At 72.5% G+C, this 15,549-nt stretch carries 16 protein-coding genes and 1 riboswitch; of the genes, 5 read left to right on the forward strand and 11 right to left on the reverse strand.

Translation table 11 applies throughout. The annotated features are described in order from the left end of the window. Nucleotides 1-22: 22 nt before the first annotated feature. The 3 genes from ACIA3K_RS03255 to ACIA3K_RS03265 form a co-directional block, all read right to left on the reverse strand. A complete protein-coding gene (locus ACIA3K_RS03255) occupies nucleotides 23-571 on the reverse strand; it encodes a DsbA family protein (protein WP_396798909.1) in 549 nt (182 codons plus the stop codon). Then, nucleotides 568-1,065 (reverse strand): redoxin domain-containing protein, encoded by a 498-nt coding sequence (locus ACIA3K_RS03260; RefSeq protein WP_396798911.1) that lies wholly within the window; start codon nucleotides 1,063-1,065, stop codon nucleotides 568-570. The genes ACIA3K_RS03255 and ACIA3K_RS03260 overlap by 4 nt, the downstream gene beginning before the upstream one ends. 61 nt (nucleotides 1,066-1,126) lie before the next feature. After that, nucleotides 1,127-1,813, reverse strand: coding sequence for a BON domain-containing protein (locus ACIA3K_RS03265; protein ID WP_396798912.1), 687 nt, complete (start codon nucleotides 1,811-1,813; stop codon nucleotides 1,127-1,129). A gap of 393 nt (nucleotides 1,814-2,206) precedes the next feature. On the opposite strand from ACIA3K_RS03265, the gene ACIA3K_RS03270 reads away from it, so the two are divergent. Next, complete coding sequence (locus ACIA3K_RS03270) at nucleotides 2,207-4,978, forward strand: cellulose binding domain-containing protein (RefSeq protein WP_396798914.1); 2,772 nt, start codon at nucleotides 2,207-2,209, stop codon at nucleotides 4,976-4,978. Between the two features lie 168 nt (nucleotides 4,979-5,146). Here ACIA3K_RS03270 and ACIA3K_RS03275 read toward each other — a convergent pair whose 3' ends face one another. Both ACIA3K_RS03275 and ACIA3K_RS03280 read right to left on the reverse strand, forming a co-directional pair. Then, complete coding sequence (locus ACIA3K_RS03275; protein ID WP_355051382.1) at nucleotides 5,147-5,554, reverse strand: hypothetical protein; 408 nt, start codon at nucleotides 5,552-5,554, stop codon at nucleotides 5,147-5,149. 140 nt (nucleotides 5,555-5,694) lie between these two features. Further along, nucleotides 5,695-5,835: a hypothetical protein gene (locus ACIA3K_RS03280; protein WP_355051383.1), complete on the reverse strand. Its 141-nt coding sequence runs from the start codon at nucleotides 5,833-5,835 to the stop codon at nucleotides 5,695-5,697. Between the two features lie 377 nt (nucleotides 5,836-6,212). Here ACIA3K_RS03280 and ACIA3K_RS03285 point away from each other — a divergent pair, with 377 nt between their 5' ends. Beyond that, complete coding sequence (locus ACIA3K_RS03285) at nucleotides 6,213-6,575, forward strand: STAS domain-containing protein (RefSeq protein WP_007463546.1); 363 nt, start codon at nucleotides 6,213-6,215, stop codon at nucleotides 6,573-6,575. Between the two features lie 150 nt (nucleotides 6,576-6,725). Beyond that, nucleotides 6,726-7,178 carry an SRPBCC family protein gene (locus ACIA3K_RS03290; protein WP_396798916.1) on the forward strand — a complete coding sequence of 151 codons (453 nt, stop codon included), beginning with the start codon at nucleotides 6,726-6,728 and terminating at the stop codon, nucleotides 7,176-7,178. A 203-nt stretch (nucleotides 7,179-7,381) separates the two neighbouring features. Here the strand turns inward: ACIA3K_RS03290 and ACIA3K_RS03295 are convergent, their stop codons facing one another. The 5 genes from ACIA3K_RS03295 to ACIA3K_RS03315 form a co-directional block, all read right to left on the reverse strand. Beyond that, nucleotides 7,382-7,870 carry a hypothetical protein gene (locus ACIA3K_RS03295; protein ID WP_396798918.1) on the reverse strand — a complete coding sequence of 163 codons (489 nt, stop codon included), beginning with the start codon at nucleotides 7,868-7,870 and terminating at the stop codon, nucleotides 7,382-7,384. 93 nt (nucleotides 7,871-7,963) lie between these two features. Next, entirely contained in the window at nucleotides 7,964-9,037 is a 1,074-nt protein-coding gene (locus tag ACIA3K_RS03300; protein ID WP_396798920.1) for a coiled-coil domain-containing protein, read from the reverse strand. 5 nt (nucleotides 9,038-9,042) lie between these two features. Further along, nucleotides 9,043-9,174: riboswitch (cyclic di-AMP (ydaO/yuaA leader) on the reverse strand. 112 nt (nucleotides 9,175-9,286) lie between these two features. Then, a complete protein-coding gene (locus tag ACIA3K_RS03305) occupies nucleotides 9,287-10,204 on the reverse strand; it encodes a cation diffusion facilitator family transporter (RefSeq protein WP_396798922.1) in 918 nt (305 codons plus the stop codon). 106 nt (nucleotides 10,205-10,310) lie between these two features. Then, nucleotides 10,311-12,428: a HelD family protein gene (locus tag ACIA3K_RS03310; protein WP_396798923.1), complete on the reverse strand. Its 2,118-nt coding sequence runs from the start codon at nucleotides 12,426-12,428 to the stop codon at nucleotides 10,311-10,313. A gap of 107 nt (nucleotides 12,429-12,535) precedes the next feature. Beyond that, the gene (locus ACIA3K_RS03315) at nucleotides 12,536-13,510 is read right to left on the reverse strand and encodes an alpha/beta fold hydrolase (RefSeq protein ID WP_396798924.1); all 975 of its coding nucleotides are present in this window, start codon (nucleotides 13,508-13,510) and stop codon (nucleotides 12,536-12,538) included. Between the two features lie 149 nt (nucleotides 13,511-13,659). On the opposite strand from ACIA3K_RS03315, the gene ACIA3K_RS03320 reads away from it, so the two are divergent. Then, the gene (locus tag ACIA3K_RS03320; protein WP_396798926.1) at nucleotides 13,660-14,280 is read left to right on the forward strand and encodes a carbonic anhydrase; all 621 of its coding nucleotides are present in this window, start codon (nucleotides 13,660-13,662) and stop codon (nucleotides 14,278-14,280) included. A gap of 65 nt (nucleotides 14,281-14,345) precedes the next feature. On the opposite strand, the gene ACIA3K_RS03325 is transcribed toward ACIA3K_RS03320, so the two are convergent. Further along, a complete protein-coding gene (locus ACIA3K_RS03325) occupies nucleotides 14,346-14,675 on the reverse strand; it encodes a hypothetical protein (RefSeq protein ID WP_355051393.1) in 330 nt (109 codons plus the stop codon). Nucleotides 14,676-14,982: 307 nt separating this feature from the next. Between ACIA3K_RS03325 and ACIA3K_RS03330 the strand changes: the two genes are divergently transcribed. Next, nucleotides 14,983-15,474 (forward strand): DUF3145 domain-containing protein, encoded by a 492-nt coding sequence (locus ACIA3K_RS03330; protein ID WP_355051394.1) that lies wholly within the window; start codon nucleotides 14,983-14,985, stop codon nucleotides 15,472-15,474. The last annotated feature ends 75 nt before the right edge of the window (nucleotides 15,475-15,549 follow it).

The raw sequence follows: 15,549 nt of genomic DNA on the forward strand, positions 1-15,549 counted from the left end.
CGCCCGGATCAACCGACGTCCGTCAGGCGTTCGCCGCCGCGTCCACGGCGGCCAGCAGGTCGGGCAGGTCGTACCCGCCGTCGTGCCGGACGTCGTTGACGAAGAGGGTCGGCGTGCCGTTGACCCCGCTGCGGATCCCGCCCACGAAGTCCCGACGTACGCGGTCGGCGTACGTCCGGCGGTCCACCTCTGCGTTCACCTCGTCCGTCGGCAGCCCGAGCTGCTCGACGCCGAGCGAGAGGTGCACGGGGTCCAACTGGTCCTGGTGCTCGTACAGCCAGTCGTGCATCTCCCAGAACTTGCCGCGCGCCGCCGCGGCCTCCGCCGTCTCGGCGGCCCGCTCGGCGTACGGGTGGACGTTGGCGATCGGGAAGTAGCGGTAGACCAGCCGTACCGTGTCGGCGCGCTGGCGCAGCAGCTCGTGCAGGTTCGGGTACGCGGCGCCGCAGAACCGGCACTGGAAGTCGCCGTACTCGATGATGGTCACCGCGGCGTCGGACGGCCCGCGGACGTGGTCCTCGACGGTCAGCGGCTCGCGCAGCCGCGCGGTGACCTGCAGTGGCGTGGTCATCGGGCCATCACCTTCCGCTCGTTGGTCAGGTTGTCCAGCGCGTCGAAGATCCCATCCGCGCCCGGGTTGACGTCGGGGGCCGACAGGTAGCTCCACGCCACCGTCCCGGCCTGGTCGAGCACCACCAGCGCGCGGGCCGACTCACCCCGCGAGGTGTACGCCCCGTACCGGCGGGACACCTCACCCTTGGGCTCGAAGTCGGACAGCAGCGGGAAGGTGATGCCCTGGTTCTCGGCGAACGCCCGGTGCGACCAGATGCTGTCCACCGAGATGCCCAGCACCATGGCCTGGTACTGCTCGAACACCGGCGCCGCCGCCTGGTAGAGCGACATCTGGTCACCGCAGACGGGGCTCCAGTCGGCGGGATAGAAGACCAGGACGACCGGGCGACCCCGGAACTGCTCGGGGCCCCTCTGGCGCCCGTCCGGAGTGCTTGCCAGGGTGAAGCCGGGGGCGGGGTGCCCGGGTTGGATCAGCCCGTTCGGATCACTCATGCCACCAGCCTGCCGCCGGGACGGGTGAGACGGACTCACCCGTCCCGGGTGGTACCCGCGCTCAGCGCAGCACCGGGGCGACCGCGATGTGGTTCTGGACCTCCCGGATGCCGGGCGCGGACCAGGCCACCTGCTCGACCTCGGCGCGTTCGGGCATGGAGTGCACCAACCCGGCGAGAACCGCCGTGTCGCCGTGCACCCGGACGGTGATCCGCTCGGCCTCGGTGGCGCCGGCCCGGGCCAGCGCGTCCACGATCTTCCCGGCCAGGTTCACCCCGTCCGGCGTCGCGTTCGGCTGGACGGTGATGCCGTTGCTGACCCCACGGACGCCGGTCAGCCGGCACACCGCTCGTTCGGCGGCCCGGCGCTGGTACTCCCACTCGACCTCACCGTGCAGCGTCACCCACCCGGCCGAGACGGTGACCTGGAGCTTCTCGATGGGCACGAACGCGTCCCACTCCAGGGCGTCGCCGGCCGCGGCGGCCAGGTCCGGGTCGGCGCGTTCGTCGCTGCCGGCCAGTTGCACGGTCAGGTCGTTGGCGACCGCCCGGACACCGGCGACGCGGTGCGCGGCTCGTTCCCCGGCCCACTTCTTCGCGTAGCTGTCCACCCGTCCGCTCAGCGTGACGACGCCCTCGGCCACGGTCACGCCGATCTCGTGCGGCTGCACCCGGGGTTCCCAGGTCAGCTCGTCGAGGACGGCGGACTGGATGTCCTGGTCGGTACGCGTGATCGTCGCGATGGCCATCTGCCCCTCCCATCCGCTCGCGTGCCTGGCGGACCGGGGTGTTGGCCGTGACCGGCCCGCCGAGGTCCGATGCTGCCGGCCGAGCGGGCTACCCGTCCTCACCCGATGCGGGTGGGGCCAGAAGGCGGCGGGCTAACCAGCAGCGTTGGGAGCGCTTCCATAGCGGCGTCGGATCGGTTAGGGTGAGTGCGTTCCTCGATCGCGGGAGCCTCGCGTCGGGTGGTTGGAGCCAGGGCAGCTCCGATCCGTCCCCCGCGTCGTCGTCCGTCCCCCGGGCCCCGACGCGCCACTTCTGGTCGACCCGTCCCCGCGTCGCCGTGCTCGTCCCCCGGGCCGCGACGCCACACCGGTCGATCCCGACTCCCGGGTCCCCACCCCCGAGAGGAACCACAGATGCCCAGATCACTGGCCAGCGTGGCCGTCGCGGCGCTGACCGTCGCCACGGCCGTCGTGGCGGTCCCGCTCACCGCCGCGGGCTCGACGCCGGCCCCGGCCGCCGCCGAGGCGTACACCTGGCGCAACGTGCCGGTCGGCGGCGGTGGCTTCGTGCCGGGCATCGTCTTCAACCCCACCGAGAAAAACCTGATCTACGCCCGGACCGACATCGGCGGGGCCTACCGCTGGGAGCAGGGCAGCCAGTCCTGGACGCCGCTGCTCGACTGGGTCGGCGCGGACCGCTGGGGCTACAACGGCGTGGTCAGCATCGCCACCGATCCGGTGCAGACCAACCGGGTGTACGCGGCCGTCGGCATGTACACCAACGGCTGGGACCCGAACAACGGCGCGATCCTGCGCTCGACCGACAAGGGCGCCACCTGGCAGGTCACCGAGTTGCCGTTCAAGAACGGCGGCAACATGCCGGGCCGGGGCATGGGCGAGCGGCTGGCCGTGGATCCCAACCGCGACAGCGTCCTCTACTACGGCGCCGAGGGCGGCAACGGGCTGTGGCGCAGCACCGACTACGGGGCGACCTGGGCCAAGGTCACCGCCTTCCCGAACGTCGGCAACTACCGGGCCGACCCCAGCGACCCGAACGGCTACAACGGGCAGAACCAGGGCCTGACCTGGGTCAGCTTCGACAAGAGCACCGGCGCCGCCGGCACCACCACACAGACGATCTACGTGGGTGTGGCCGACAAGGACAACCCGGTCTACCGCAGCACCGACGGCGGCGTCACCTGGGCACGGATTCCCGGGCAACCCACCGGCTACCTGGCGCACAAGGGCGTCGTCGATCCGGTCGGCGGTCACCTCTACATCGCCACCAGCGACACCGGCGGCCCGTACGACGGCGGCAAGGGCGACGTCTGGAAGTTCACCCGGTCCACCGGGGCCTGGACGCGGATCAGCCCGATCCCCTCCACCAGCGGCGACGACTACTTCGGCTACAGCGGGCTGACCATCGACCGGCAGCGCCCGAACACGCTGATGGTGGCCACCCAGGTCTCCTGGTGGCCGGACGCGATCTTCTTCCGCAGCACCGACGGTGGGGCGAGCTGGACCCGCATCTGGGACTTCACCAGCTACCCGCAGCGGTCCAAGCGCTACACCATGGACATCAGCTCGGTGCCCTGGCTGACCTTCGGCACCAACCCGGCGCCTCCCGAGGAGAGCCCCAAGCTCGGCTGGATGAACGAGTCGGTGGAGATCGACCCGCACGACTCCAACCGCATGATGTACGGCACCGGGGCCACCATCTACGGCACCACCGACCTCACCAAGTGGGACACCGGCGCTCAGTTCACGATCCGGCCGATGGTCCGGGGCCTGGAGGAGACGGCCGTCCTCGACCTGGTCAGCCCACCCAGCGGCGCGCCCCTGATCAGCGCGCTCGGCGACGTCGGCGGCTTCCGGCACACCGACCTGGACACCATTCCGTCGATGCTCTTCACCCAGCCGGTCTTCACCAGCACCACGAGCCTGGACTACGCCGAGAGCAAGCCCGCCGTGCTGGCGCGTGCCGGCAACTTCACCGACTCCGATCGGCCCAACGACAGCCACGTCGCCTTCTCCACCGACGGCGGGGCCACCTGGTTCCAGGGCACCGAGCCGTCGGGCGTCAACGCCGGCGGTACGGTCGCCGCGGCGGCCGACGGCAGCCGGTTCGTCTGGGCGCCCGGCGACGCGGGCCAACGCGTCGTCTACTCGGTCGGCTTCGGCAACTCGTGGGCGCCGTCCACGGGCATCCCGGCGAACGCGACGATCGAATCCGACCGGGTCGATCCCAACCGGTTCTACGGCTTCAGCGGCGGCCGGCTCTACCTGAGCATCAACGGCGGCGCGAGCTTCACCGCCACGGCGGCGACCGGCCTGCCCACCGCCGACGTGCGCTTCAAGGCGTTGCCCGGCAGGTCGGGCGAGCTGTGGCTGGCCGGTCCGGGCGGGCTCTGGCGGTCCACCGACTCCGGGGCCAGCTTCACCAAGCTGGGCGGCGTCAGCGCCTCCGGCAACGTCGGCTTCGGCAAGGCCGCGCCGGGGCGGACCAACCCCGCCGTCTTCCTCTACGGCACCGTGGACGGTCAGCCCGGCGTACACCGCTCCGACGACGGCGGCACGACGTGGGTACGCATCAACGACGACCGCCACCAGTACGGCAACCCGACCGAGGCGCTGACCGGAGATCCCCGGGTCTACGGGCGGGTCTACCTGGGCACCAATGGTCGCGGCATCCTGGTGGCCGACCGCACCGGCGGCACGCCGCCTCCCACGACGCCGCCTCCCACGACGCCGCCTCCCACGACGCCGCCTCCGACCACGCCGCCTCCCACGACGCCGCCTCCGACTACGCCGCCTCCGACCACGCCGCCTCCGACCACGCCGCCTCCCACGACGCCGCCTCCGACGACGCCGCCTCCGGTTGGTGGGTGCGCGGCGACCTACCGGGTGACCGGCTCGTGGACGGGCGGATTCCAGGCCGAGGTCGTGGTCAGCAACCCCGGCACCAGGCCTATCGCGGGCTGGACGCTCGGCTGGACCTTCCCCAACGGTCAGCGCGTCAGCCAGCTCTGGGGCGGCACCCACACCCAGACCGGGGCGGTCGTCTCGGTCGTGGACAGCGGCTGGAACGGCGCGCTCGCCCCCGGGGCCAGCACCACGATCGGCTTCCTCGGCTCCTGGACCGGCACCAACTCGCCGCCCACCTCGGTGAGCTGCACGAGTCGCTGACCCGGTGGCCCGGCGTCGTCCGGGCCACCCGAGAACACCGGTCCGCCGGGGCTGCCTGAGGGGTCCGGCACCCCGGCGGACCGGGCACATTTCCGCCAGCGCCGCCACCGGTACGTGAGCGGGCCCCGCCGACGCGATGTCGACGGGGCCCGCTCACGTACCGACTTGCTAGTCGTCCAGGCCGACGGGGGAGTTGGGGCGGTCGACGTCGACGAACTCGACGTCGTCGACGGCGCGGTCGTCTCGACTGCCGGCGGCGCGGGCGGCGGAGCCCACGGCCCAGCCGACCGCCGCGCCGACCAGCGCGGCGCCGATCAGCAGCGTCCACGGCAGCGCCGGCTGGCGTCCGGCGAGCGCGTCGAAGGCGCGCGAGGCGCGACGCCGTGCCTCCTCCGCCGCCGAGCCCACCAGGTCACCGGCGCCGTCGGCGAGGTCGCCGCTGCTGCGACGGGCCGACCGCGCGGTGTCCCGGACACTGTCGCCCGCGGAGCTGACGGCGGAGAGCAGTTGCTCCCACGCCTGGTCCGCGATCCGCTCCGGCTTGCTGCGCCGGTCCAGCAGGTTGGTTCCGAACATCGTGGTTACCTCCTCAGGTGCCGAAGCCGCCGGCCACTTCGGACCTCGGCGTCCGTCCAGCGCGACACGGTTCGCTGACTGCGCAGTGCCCCGGGCCGGTCGCGCGCAAACCCGGCGCCGCGTGGCGCATCCGCGGGAGGTCAGCGCACCGCCACCGCGGCCACACCGCGGGCGAAGTCGTCGTCATCGTCATCGTCGTCGTCTCCGCCGCCGAAACCGCAGGCCAGTACGAGGGCGAGCAGCAGACCGACGCCGGCCAACCCGGCCAGTCGCTTGATCATCGAAGGTCCTCTCCGTCACGGTGGGTGTCCCGGGCCGATGCTAGGAAGCGTCGGCAACCACATTGGCGGGTCCGACCGCGACACGCCGGTCCCACGCGGGGCGGGCGTGCGGGACGGTACGGATGTCGGGCCTGCCGGACCGCGACCGCTACCCTGGTCCGGCGACGCGTCGGTTCCGACCGATCGTCGACTGATCAGATAACGAAAAGTATTGAATGATCAGATAACGAAAAGTGGGGATATGGGCGACTTTGTCCTCTCGGATCCGTGAATTGCTCATCCCGAGGGGTGGCGACCGAGGCCGTTGGAGGAATACTCTCGGTCGCGGCCCGCGTACTGATGAGGCGCCCGGGGGACGGGCGGGTGGAGGTGCTCGCGTGAGCCTGTCGATCGTGAAGTCGGTCCTGTCCGGTGGTGTCGTCGAGATCGCCCCCCGGGGTGAGATCGACGTCGACACAGCGTACGAGGTGCGTGAGGCGATTGCGGAGGTGCTGGCCAAGAGCCGCCCGCTCCGCATCGAGCTGAACATGAGGCTGGTCACCTTCATCGACTCCGTGGGCATCAGCGCCATGGTCGCCGGCTTCCAGACCGCCGAGGTCAGTGGCGTCAAGCTGGTCGTCACCGAGCCGAGCCGGTTCGTGCACCGTCAGCTCTGGGTGACCGGCCTGCTCGGTCTCTTCGGCGCGCCCGAGCCCTACTTCGCCGGCGCCGCCACCCCCGAGGTGCTTCCCGGCGCCTGAGGCGCGGCTGCCACCGTCAGGCCTGCTCGCCCAGACCCCGTCATTGGGAACGCTGCGCGAATGCCGGGACAACGCACGGTGTCCGTCCGGCCGTTGCCAGCCCGAGCGGCGTACGGGACGATCGTGCGACCAGCGACGTCGGGAGACGGTGTGCTCAGCAGCGATACCTTCAGCTACACCGTCCAGGCCCGCTGCTCACTCGCCGAGGCGTCGGCGCTGTTGAGCGACCTGAGCCGTCAGGGTGAACTGCATCCCCTGATCGTGCGGGTCCGCGAGGTGCCGCCCCGCCCGGGTGCCCGCGCCAGCTACACGATCAACGACAGGCTGGTCGCCGGGCCGCTGCGCTTCCGCACCACGTACCACGCGGACGTGCTGGTCAGCGAGCCCGACGAGATCGTCACCGTGGCCCGCCAGTGGCCCGCCACCACGGTTCGCAACCACACCCGGCTGCGCGCCGAGCCGGACGGTCTGGTCCGCATCGACGTCGACATCACGCTGCGCGCGCCGACACCCCTGTTCCGGTACGCCTTCGGTCAGGCCCGCGCCGCCCACCTCGCCCTGGCCGCGCGCCTCGGCGCGGCCCTCGACAGCGCCACGCCCTGAGCCCAGCGAGCCGTTCCGGGTGGCTGACCGGCGCGACGCCGACGCCTCCGGGCGGGTGGCCGGCACGTGCGGTTGGTCCTTTGCTCTGCTTCCACCGAGGCAACACGTGAGGGCCGTCGGTGTCGCCTCCGTGGAAGCAGAGCAAAGGGTGTCCGCGCACCCTTCCGCCCCGGGCGGACAGCTGCGACCAGGCCCTTGTCCCGCTACCCGTCGCGCTGGCGGCGGGGCTGCGGGGACCGGCGTCCCCAGGGTTTGTACGTCGACAGCACCGTTGCGATGATCATGAGACTGGTCGACACCGCGGGCGCGATCACCAGGTCGGCGCGGTCCCGCGCGGGTAGCGCGGCACCCAGCGCGCCGGCGTGCCGCAGGTTCGGGGTGAGCAGGAACAGCACCAGCCCGACCATCACCGTGGTGATCACGAGCTTGATCACCACCCAGCGGTAGCGCAGCAGGCCCCAGGGGGTGAGCAGCGCGCTGGCGACACCGACGAGCCACACGAGCACGCTCAGCGGCGCGAAGAGCACGGTGCCCACGAGCCCGGCGACCGGGTAGACCACCGCCGGGTCGGCCCCGCGCTGTGCCGCGATGCCGAGGGTGAGCAGCACCAGGTCCGCCCCGAGCCAGCCGAGAGACGTGACCAGGTGCAGGGTGAGCAGGGCCTTGCGGGTGCGGGGCGCGATTCGCGGCATACCCGAATGCTCCGGGCTGGACCCCGCATGGTCGTCCGACCAGCGACGACGTCCGGGGTACGCCCGCTGACGTACCCCGGACGGCGTCGGTGCTCAGTACACCGACAGGTGCACGTGGTTGGTGTGGTCGCTGGAGGGGTCGCCGTTCCCCCCGCTGTACGACTTCCAGCCGCTGCTGGGCAGCCAGATCTGCTTGAACCAGATCACGTAGAGCACCGCGAGCCGGTCGGCGTTGCGGATGAAGTAGGCGGCCAGGTTGTTGCCGTACGTCTTGTCGCCGCCGCTGGCGATCCCGCCGAAGCCACCCTTCTGCGCGGCGAAGTCGCAGGCCCGGCCCTTGGGGTGCTCACCCGAGCCGCCGTTGCGGTGACAGGAGACGTACCGGGTGAAGCCGGCGGCCTTGGCCTGGTTGAGCGCGTGCAGGGTGCGGGGGGTGATGCAGCCGCTGGCCGGCGTGGGGTCGTTGATGCTGCACGACTCGGACGGCCAGGAGCCGTCGGAGTTGCGGGGGGCGGGTTGAGCGTTGGCGGTGGAGGTGCCACGGTTGGAGCCGGTGTCGGTGTCGGCGGCGGTGGCGCGTGCCTTGTCGTTGGCGACGGTCAGGGCCCGCTCGGCCTGCTCCTTGCGCTTGGCCATCACCTCGACCTGCTTACGTTGCTCCCGGATCTCGCCGTCGAGGGCGACGCGGGTGCGGTTCGCCTCATCGCGGGTGGACTGCAGGTCGCGCAGCACCCGGTCCTCGTTGGCGGCCACCACGTCGAGGGCGGCCGCCCGGTCCATGAACCCCTCGGGGGTGTTGCTGTTGAGCAGGGCCGAGACGGTGCTGAGTCGGCCGGTGCGGTACGCGACGCCGGCGATCTCGCCGACCTTGCCGTTGCGTACGGTCATCTCGGCCTCGGTGGTCTTGAGCTTGACCGCGAGCTGCTGTTGCCGCTGGACGGAGGTGTCCAGCGCGCGCTTCGCGTCCAGGTAGCCCTTGCTGGCCGCCTCGAGCTGGGCCCGTAGCGCCGGCGTACCACCCTCCTCGTCGCCGTCGGGGGCGGCGGCGGCCCGCAGGCCGCCGGGGGGAGCGGCGGTGGCGGCGCCGACCGGAAGCGCGACGCTGAGGGTGACCATCATGACGATCAGTGCCGTAAGCCGGGCGGCGGGTGGTCGTGCTGGTGCCACTACGCATGTCCTTCCGTCAGCCGCCGACCGGGTTAGCTGACGGGTTCGGGACGGAAGATCCCTACCGCTGACGCGGATGCACCCCAGGAACATGGTTCCCCGGTTCGCCCTGTCGGGCGATTAGGCGACGGCCGCCACCGGCGCCGGGAGGCGCCGCCGGGTGGTGGCCGGGACAGAGCCTACCGGTGCTGGTGGGGTCTGTGCAGCCGTTGTGACGGAAGGTGCCTGCGCGGCCACGAAGGATGATGGTCACCACTCGACGGAACCGCAGGCGCCCGGGGCGGCGCCGGGTTCGGTCTGCAGCGTGGCGTGCTCGATGCGGAAGTCGTCCCGCAGGGCGGTACGCGCCGCGGTGAGCACCGCGCCGACCTCCGCGCCGGGCGCCATGGTCAGGTGTGCGGAGGCCACCTCCATGCCCGAGGTGAGCGTCCAGACGTGCAGGTCGTGCACCTCGACCACGCCGGGCACCGCGGCCAGTCGGTCGTGCACGGCGGTGACCTGGAGGTGTTCCGGGGCGGCCTGCACGAGGATGCGTACGGCGGCCCGCCCCAGCCGCCAGGTGCGCGGCAGGATGAACACGCCGATCGCGACCGCGACCAGCGGATCGGCCCACCACCAGTCGGTGACGGCGATCAGCAGCGCAGCGCCGATCACGCCGAGCGAGCCGAGCAGGTCGCCCAGCACCTCCAGGTAGGCGCCCTGGAGGTTGATGCTCTCCCGGGCGCCGGCGCGCAGCAGCCCGAAGGCGACCACGTTCGCGAGCAGTCCGAGGACGGCCACCGTGAGCATCGGACCGCTGAGCACCTGGTGCGGATTACCGAACCGGCCGATCGCCTCGATCACCACGTAGATCGCCACGCCGGAGAGCAGGACGGCGTTGGCCAGCGCGGCGAGCACTTCGAGTCGGTAGAGCCCGAAGGTGCGCTGCGGGTCGCCGGTGGCCCGCCGCGTGGCGGTGATCGCGGCGAGCGCCATCCCGATGCCGAGCACGTCGGTGAACATGTGCCCGGCGTCGGACAGCAGGGCCAGTGAGCCGGTGTGGAAGGCGGTCACGGCCTCGACCACCATCAGGGCAGCGAGCAGTCCGAAGGCCGCCCAGAGCCGTCCCCGATGCTGGTGGGCGGCGTTGGCGACCGACCCGTGGTGGTGGTCATGTCCTGCTCCCACGAAACCACCCTCCGACGCCGCCCGGGACCCGGTCAAATGTATGCTCACATCGCTATGTGTGCAAGTGTAGGGCGAGGGTCGGCCCACGGGCGCGCCAACGCGACGGTCAGCCGGTCGGGTCGACGGTGGTGAGCCGCTGGGTGGCGCGCGAGAGCGCCACGTAGAGCGTGCGTACGCCGGAGCCCGGATCGGCCCGGATCTCGCTGGGGGCTACCAGCACGACTCCGTCGTACTCCATGCCCTTGGCCTCCAGGCTGGTCACCACCTGCAAGCGCGTCGCGCCGAGCGCGTCGAGCCAACCGGCGACCTCGTCGCGGCGGGTGACCGGCGTGATCACCCCGACCGTGCCGTCGACCTCGCCCAGCAGGCCGGCGGCCGCCTGCACGGCCGCGGCCTGGAGCCCGGCGAGCGGCACCACCAGCTCGACCGGGTCGACGCCGGTGGAGCGGACGGCCCTCGGCAGGGGCAGGTCCGGATAGAGCCGGCGGATCTCCGCTGCCGCCACCGCGAAGATCTCCGCCGAGTTGCGGTAGTTGGTGGTGAGCGTGAACTCGTGCCGTTTGCGCCGGCCCAGCGCCTGGTCGCGGGAGCGGGTCAGCTCCTCGGGGTCACCGGTCCAGGCGGTCTGCGCCGGGTCGCCCACCACCGTCCACGAGGCCAACCGCCCACGCCGACCGATCATCCGCCACTGCATCGGCGAGACGTCCTGCGCCTCGTCGACGACCACGTGCGCGTACTCCCGGTAGTCCTCCGGCCGCTCCCGGGCCGCCGCGCGGGCGGCCCGCTGCCGGTCGGCCGCGGTGCTCAGCTCACGAACGCCGCCCGCGAGCTGGAACGGGTCGCGCCGGGCCCGCGCCGGTTTCACCGGCTTGCCGAGCAGCGCGTCCAGCTCGTCGAGCAACGCCACGTCCGCGATGGTCAGGCCCTCGGAATCCAGACTCCGGTACGCCGTGCCGAGCAGCCGGATCTCCGCGCCGGAGAGGATCCCGCCGGCGTACCGGCGCAGCCGATCCGGTCGAGCCAGCCAGCCGAGCACGTGCCGGGGGTGCAGGCGTGGCCACCAGGCCTTGAGGAACTCCCGGAACTCCGGCCGCTCCGCGATCTCGTCCTCGAAGGCCCGCTGCTCGGGCAGCCGGCCGATGTTCACGCGCCGGGCCTGCGCCCACAGCGCGGCGAAGACACCGTCGAACCCGGCGCGGCGAACCTCGTTACGCCGGGCGCCCCGGTGCAGCGCGCGGTCCCGGATCGCGTCCAGCTCGCGACGGTCCAACCGCAGCAGCCCGCCCCGGTAGAGCAGCCGCAGCTCGCCAGGAGCCCCCGGCGCGGCGTCGCGGGCCGCCCGTTCCAGCACCCGGCGCATGCGCAGCGAGCCCTTCACCGCCGCCACCTCGGGCGGATCGGTTCGGGTGGCCGTCATCCCGGGGAACAGGGTGCCCAGCGAGTGCAGGGTCGCGGTGTCCTCACCGAGCGACGGCAGCACCGAGGCGATGTACTCGACGAAGACGGTCGACGGTCCGACCACCAGGATGCCGCCACCGGCGTACCGGCTGCGGTCGGAGTAGAGCAGGAAGGCCGCCCGGTGCAGGGCGACCGCCGTCTTGCCGGTGCCCGGGCCGCCCGCGACGATCGTCACCCCGGAGCCGGGGGACCGGATCGCCTCGTCCTGCTCCCGCTGGATCGTCGCCACGATGTCGCGCATGCCCCGACCGGTGGCCCGGGAGAGGGTGGCCAGCAGCGCGCCGTCACCGACGACCGTCATCCCCTCCGGGGCGGCCTCCGGATCGAGCAGGTCGTCCTCGATGCGGGTGACCCGCTCCCGCTGCGACTGGATGGTGCGGCGACGCACCACGCCCAGCGGCTGCGCGGGGGTGGCCTGGTAGAACGCCGACGCGGCCGGCGCCCGCCAGTCGACGACGAGGGTGCTGGCGTCCTCGTCACGGATGCCGAGCCGCCCGACGTGCAGCACCTGCCGGTCGCGCAGGTCCAGGCGGCCGAAGACCAGCCCCTCGTGTTCGGCGTCGAGGGTGTGCCGCCGCTGTGCCGCGTGGAAGACCATCGCGTCACGTTCGACGAGCGCGCCGAACGTGCCCACCCGCGCCATCCGGTAGCCGTCCCGCTCGGCGCGCACCGCCGACTGCCGCAGCTCGGCCAGTCGGGCGTACACCCGGTCGAGGTGCCGTTGCTCGACGGCGATTTCCTGCTCCAGGGCGGTCTGGTCGGTCAACGCACGCTCCTTCGATGTCGCCGGCAAGCGGCGCGAACCGCGCGGGCCAACCGCAGAAGGGTACGGCCCCCGACCCGACCCGCCGCGCCCGAGGTGCGCGAACGGGCTCAGCGACCCGCCGCGACGGCGCCCACGACCTGGCCGTGCCGTGGCCGCGCGGCGCTCGGGCCGGGCCCGGGCGGCGGTGCGGCGAGCACCCGGCCCAGGACGCCGGTCAGGGCGGCGTTCACCTCAATCGGACGCTCCATCATCAGCATGTGGCCGGCGCCCGGGCAGACGGTCAGCTCGGTGGCCGGCAGGACGGCGGCGATCGACTCGGCACACGGCGGCGGGGTCAGCCGGTCCCGGTCACCGACCAGGGCGGCGGCCGGCAGGTGCGCCAGGGCGGCGAGGGTGTCCAGCCGGTGCTGAGCGCCGATCGAGGCGCGGAAACCGCCGATCGAGCGCAGCGAGGCGCGGGCCACCGCCGACGTGACCAACCGGATGTCGGACGGATCGCAGCGGTCGCCGAAGAGCATCCACCGGATGCTCGGCTGCAGCGCGTTGAGCAGCGCCCGGGGCGCCCGCCACGAGCCGCAGCGGGCCAGCACGCCAGCGCCGGTCGTCTCGGCGAGCCGGATCAGCCGGGCGATGCGTGGCGAGAGCCCGTACACGGTGTGCGTGTGCCCCTCGGCGGTGGTCGAGACGAAGACCAGGCCGGCCGTACGCGCGGCGAAGTGCTCCCGGTGGCGGTGTGCGTACTCCATGATCGTCATTCCGCCCATCGAGTGCCCGACCAGGACCACCCGACCGCTCGGCGCGACCGCGTCGAGGACGGCGGCCAGGTCGTCGCCGAGCTGGGCCAGGGTGGCCGTGGGCAGCGCCATGCAGCTGGACCGGCCGTGACCCCGCGCGTCGTAGGTGACCACCCGCACGGAGTCGCCGAAGGACGACGTGAGCGCGTCGAGCTGCCGGTGCCAGCTGCGCCCGTCCAGCGTCCAGCCGTGCAGGAGGACCGCCGTCACCGGGGCGTCCACGGGACCGGTGGTCTCGACGTGCAGCCGTACGCCGTCGGGCATACCGACTTCGAATCGCTCCGGCATCGCCACCTCCCACGGTCACCCAGGCATCACCCGTACCTCCGATACCCGGGGGTAACACCGGCTACCCGTCAGGACGCCGCGCCAATCGCGGTCGAGCGAACATTCGCGACTGCGCCCCTGGTGCGCGGCGGCGGGCCAGGCTGGACGGCATGAGGGTGGCGGGGCAGGAGCGGCAGGCCGGCGGTACGCCCCGGGCCGCGCTCGCCGACCTGCTCGCCGGCAACCGGCGGTTCGTCAGCGGCCAACCCGTGCACGGTCACGACGTCACGGCCGCGGCCGCCGCCTCCGGCGACCAGCAGCCGTACGCGGTGGTCCTCGGCTGCATCGACTCACGGGTGCCGTTGGAGGCGATCTTCGACCAGACCTTCGGGGCGATCTGCGTGATCCGCACCGGCGGGCACGTGCTCGACCGCGCGGTGTGCGGCTCCATCGAGTACGTGGTGGGCCAGCTCGGCGTGCCGCTGGTCATGGTGCTCGGCCATGAGCGCTGCGGGGCGGTGGGCGCCACCGTGGACGCGCTGCGCACGGGGGAGCGACCGGGCGGCTCGCTGGCCCACCTGGTCGACGAGATCGCCCCGGCGGTCACCGAGGTGGGGCTGGACGATCCGGCGGTGCATCCTCTGGCGATCCGCCGGCACGTCCGGCGTACGGTCCACACGCTGCGCGCGGACGATCTGCTGGCCGAGCCCGTGGCCGCCGGCCGGGTGGCCGTGGTCGGCGGTCTCTACGACCTGAGCACCGGCGAGGTCGCCCTGCTCGACCCGCCCTAGGGCCGGACGCGAAACCGCCCGCCGGGAACTCCCGGCGGGCGGTCGATGGTGCGGTGGGGGAGGGCTCAGCCCTCGAAGACGCCGGCCGCGACCAGACGCTTCTCGGTGGCCTCCCAGCCGTCGTTCGGGTGAACGGTGGCCAGGTTGTTGATCTCCGCCCGGATCTTGGCGGCGTGGCCGGCGGCGGCCAGCGCCCGGATCTCCTCGACGAAGGCGTCGGAGTCGGTACGCAGGTGCGCGGTCTTGCCGTTGGTCAGGTTACGCACGTAGGCGTGCTTGCCGCCGTTGAGCGGGATGAGGTACTTGAACTCGCCCAGCACGCTGAGGGCGCCACCCTGGCCAGCCTGGCCGGCCCGGACGGACGCGCGCGCGGTCTTAGAGGTGTTGCTCGCCACGGAGGTACTCCTTGCAAGACGTACGGGAGGACTGGACGTCCGGGGGCTGTGTGCGGGTGACACTGCGTCGGCCCGCAGAGGTGGAACGCGGCAGAAGCCGCCGATGGAACTGTACATGACCACGACATCAGGCTGGTCGTCGCGGTGTCCTGAGAGGCAACGGAGACCACCCGTCCGGCTATTCCGGGAGGCGTTTTTTCCGATTCCCTGGCGCACCATCCGTCACAGCAGTCATCATGTGTTGCAGCAACCACTCGGGTGGACGAGGTCGTAGGGGAAGACGCACCTCGCTCTCCGGGAGGTCACCGTGCCAACGCGTGGCGTCGTATACGTCCACTCGACCCCGCTCGCCGTGTGCTCGCACGTCGAGTGGGCGATCGCGCGCGTCCTAGCCGCGCCGGTCAACCTGCAGTGGACGGCTCAGCCCGTCGACCCCGGCGCCCGCCGGGCCGAGTGCGGGTGGACCGGCCGTCCGGGGACGGGCGCCGAGCTGGCTGCTGCCCTCCGGCAGTGGCCCATGATCCGTTTCGAGGTCACCGAGGAGCCGAGTCCCGGCGTCGACGGTGAGCGCTTCATGTACGTGCCCGCCCGTGGCCTGTTCCGGGCCACCGTCGGGGCGGCGGGTGACATCCAGCTCGGCGAGGACCGGCTGCGGGCCCTGATGGCCTCCGCCCGGGCCCCGGAGGCGCTGTCGCACGCCCTCGACAAGGCGCTCGGCACCGCGTGGGACGCTGACCTGGAGCCCTACCGGTACGCCGGTGACGGTGCGCCGGTGACGTTGCTCACCCGGGTCGGCTGATGGCGGGGTCTTCCGCGCTGCCGACCTGGGTGTCGCGTCACTCCGACGGTGGCGACCGGTAAGGTCAAGTTGCCC

It is taken from the genome of Micromonospora sp. NPDC051543 (assembly GCF_044454415.1).
GTDB lineage: Bacteria > Actinomycetota > Actinomycetes > Mycobacteriales > Micromonosporaceae > Micromonospora.